Genomic DNA, 2,619 nt, shown 5'->3' with positions numbered 1-2,619 from the left:
GCGCGACGCGGCAGGTCGGCGGCGGAGGCTGCCGCGGTGAGCGCGGTGAACGCCGCGAGAGAGGTGAGAAGCGTCTTCATTACTGTGATCCCCAGCACAAGCCCGATCGCCGCCGAAGCTAGGCGATTGGTCCTGATGAGGATGTAGCTTCGCTGCCACAGCGGAGGGAAAGCGTAGCCTTTAGAGGCGATTCGCATCCCCGAATGCGGCGAATCGACGACCATTACCGGGTCGCTAACTGAAACGCCGGAAAAAGCCAGCGCTCAAGACAAAGGCGCGGAGCGACTCAGACGGGGGGCGTGTCGTTGGCGGCGAGCACCAATCCGGCCAAGTACAGCGAACCACAGATCAGGATCCGCGGCGGCTGCTCGAAGGCAATGTCCTTCACTTGACCCAGGGCGGCCTCGATGCTCGGGGCGGTCCGGGTCGAGAGGCCGACGGCCTCGCCGATGCGCGCCACCTCCTCCGCCGGCCGCGCCGCCATCGAGGTGGTGATCGGGACCGCGATGAGCGCCCGGGCCAGCCCGACGAAGTTGCGCAGGAAGCCGTCAGCGTCCTTGGTGCTCAGTAGGCCGACGATCAGCACCAGCGGCACGTCGCTGCGTTCGCCGAGATCGGCCATGGCGGCGGCGAGGATCCGGCCGCCGTCGATGTTGTGACCGCCGTCGAGCCAAAGCTCGGCGCCGGGGTCGAGCTGGGCGGCGAGGCGCCCACGACCGAGCCGCTGCAGACGGCCGGGCCAATCGACCTCGGTGAGGCCCCGCTCCAACGCGGCGTTGCCGATATCGCCGAAGCCGGCGGCCCGCAGAGCCGTGATCGCGGTGGCGGCGTTGACCAGTTGGTGGCGCCCGGCGAGTCGCGGACGGGGCAGGTCGAAGAGGTCGGTCTCGTCCTGGTAGACCATGCGGCCGCGCTCGTCGTGCGCGGAGAAATCCTGGTTTCCGACCCGGATCGGTGTCGCGCCCACGGCTTCGGCGTGCCGGCAGAGTACGGCGTCCGCCTCGGCATAATCCTGCGCCGCGATCACAGCCGGGCAGCCGCGCTTGAAGATCCCGGCCTTCTCGGCCGCCACCGATTCGACCGTGTCGCCGAGATACTCGGCATGGTCGCGCCCGATCGGGGTCACGACCGCGCAGGCCGGCTGGGCGATGACGTTGGTGGCGTCGAGCCGGCCGCCCAGCCCGACCTCGAGCAGCAGCACGTCGGCCGGGCTCTCCGAGAACAGCAGCAGGGCGGCCGCCGTGGTGATCTCGAACATGGTGATCGGTTGGCCGTCATTGGCGGCCTCGCAGCGTGAGAACGCGTCGGCCAGCCGATCCTCGTCCACGAACTGGCCGCCGCCGATGCCGCCGAGCCGGATCCGCTCGTGGAACCGGACCAGGTGCGGCGAGGTGTAGACATGCGCCGCCAGGCTCCCGGCCTCCAGGATCGCCCGCATGAATGCGATGGTCGAGCCCTTGCCGTTGGTCCCGGCGACGTGGATCACCGGCGGCAGGCGCCGCTCCGGGTGGTTCAGCCGGGCCAGCAAGCGCTCGATCCGCCCCAGCGACAGGTCGATGGTGCGCGGATGGAGCGCGAGGAATCGCGCCATGAGGGCATCTGAGGAGGCCATGGCGCCGGCTAAGCCGCCGCCTGGGCAGGCGCCGGCGCCTCGGGCGTCGCGGCGTTGGTCAGCAGGCCGCAGATCCGTGCGATCGTCTCCTTCAGGGCGTGGCGGTGGACCACCTGATCGACCATGCCGTGCTCGCGCAGATACTCGGCCCGCTGGAAGCCGTCCGGCAGCTTCTCTCGGATGGTCTGCTCGATCACCCGGGGGCCGGCGAAGCAGATCAGCGCGCCCGGCTCGGCCAGGTGCACGTCGCCCAGCATGGCGTAGGAAGCTGTGACGCCGCCGGTGGTCGGGTTGGTGAGCACCACGATGTAGGGCAGGCGTGCGGCGTTCAGCCGGCGCACGGCCACGGTGGTCCTGGGCATCTGCATCAGCGACAGGATCCCCTCCTGCATGCGCGCCCCGCCCGAGGCCGAGAACAGCACGTAGGGGGTACGCTTCTCCAGGGCGGTCTCGGCGCCGCGCACGAAGGCCTCGCCCGCCGCCATGCCGAGCGATCCCGCCATGAAGCCGAATTCCTGCGCCGCCAGCGTCATGGGCAGGCCGCCGACCCGGCCGAAGCCGATCTTGAACGCGTCCTGCAGGCCGGTCTTGGCCCGGGCCTCCTTCAGGCGGTCGACGTAGCGCTTCTCGTCGCGGAACTTAAGCGGGTCGACGGCGACCTCGGGGAGCGCCACGTCGATCCAGGTGCCCTCGTCGAACATCATCTTGAGGCGCGCGGCGGCGCTCATCTTGAGGTGATGCTCGGAGCCGGGAATCACCCAGTGATTGGCTTCCACCTCCTTGTGGAACACCATCTGGCCGGTATCCGGGCACTTGACCCAGAGGTTCTCCGGCGTCTCGCGCTTGAACAGGGTCTTGATCCGGGGGCGCACCACCTCCGAGATCCAGTTCATCGGTTCGACCATCGACTCGCGTCCGTTCGCTTCAAGCTCGCGCTGATATCAGGTGCCGTGTTCGCCGCCGCCAGGGCGCGCGGTGATCCGGGGTTCAGGCCGCCCGGTCCGCGC

General features: G+C 69.5%; 2 protein-coding genes and 1 pseudogene. All 3 read right to left on the bottom strand.

Annotated elements, in window-relative coordinates; all coding sequences use genetic code 11:
- Window positions 1-224 (bottom strand): annotated as a pseudogene (locus tag FV228_RS33815) (hypothetical protein); the annotation flags it as partial.
- 62 nt (window positions 225-286) lie between these two features.
- Window positions 287-1,612 (bottom strand): folylpolyglutamate synthase/dihydrofolate synthase family protein, encoded by a 1,326-nt coding sequence (locus tag FV228_RS26420; protein ID WP_147857240.1) that lies wholly within the window; start codon window positions 1,610-1,612, stop codon window positions 287-289.
- Window positions 1,613-1,620: 8 nt separating this feature from the next.
- A complete protein-coding gene (gene accD, locus FV228_RS26415; protein ID WP_147857239.1) occupies window positions 1,621-2,517 on the bottom strand; it encodes an acetyl-CoA carboxylase, carboxyltransferase subunit beta in 897 nt (298 codons plus the stop codon).
- Window positions 2,518-2,619: the final 102 nt, after the last annotated feature.

It is taken from the genome of Methylobacterium sp. WL18, assembly GCF_008040015.1.
In the GTDB taxonomy this organism is placed as follows: domain Bacteria; phylum Pseudomonadota; class Alphaproteobacteria; order Rhizobiales; family Beijerinckiaceae; genus Methylobacterium; species Methylobacterium mesophilicum.
The sequence above is the reverse complement of the archived record's forward strand: the minus strand, read 5'-3'. Positions and strand labels throughout refer to the sequence as shown.

Coding starts and splice junctions, on each gene's coding strand:
- accD (WP_147857239.1), bottom strand. CDS start 2,517: ATGGTCGAACCGATGAACTGGATCTCGGAGGTGGTGCGCCCCCGGATC.
- FV228_RS26420 (WP_147857240.1), bottom strand. CDS start 1,612: ATGGCCTCCTCAGATGCCCTCATGGCGCGATTCCTCGCGCTCCATCCG.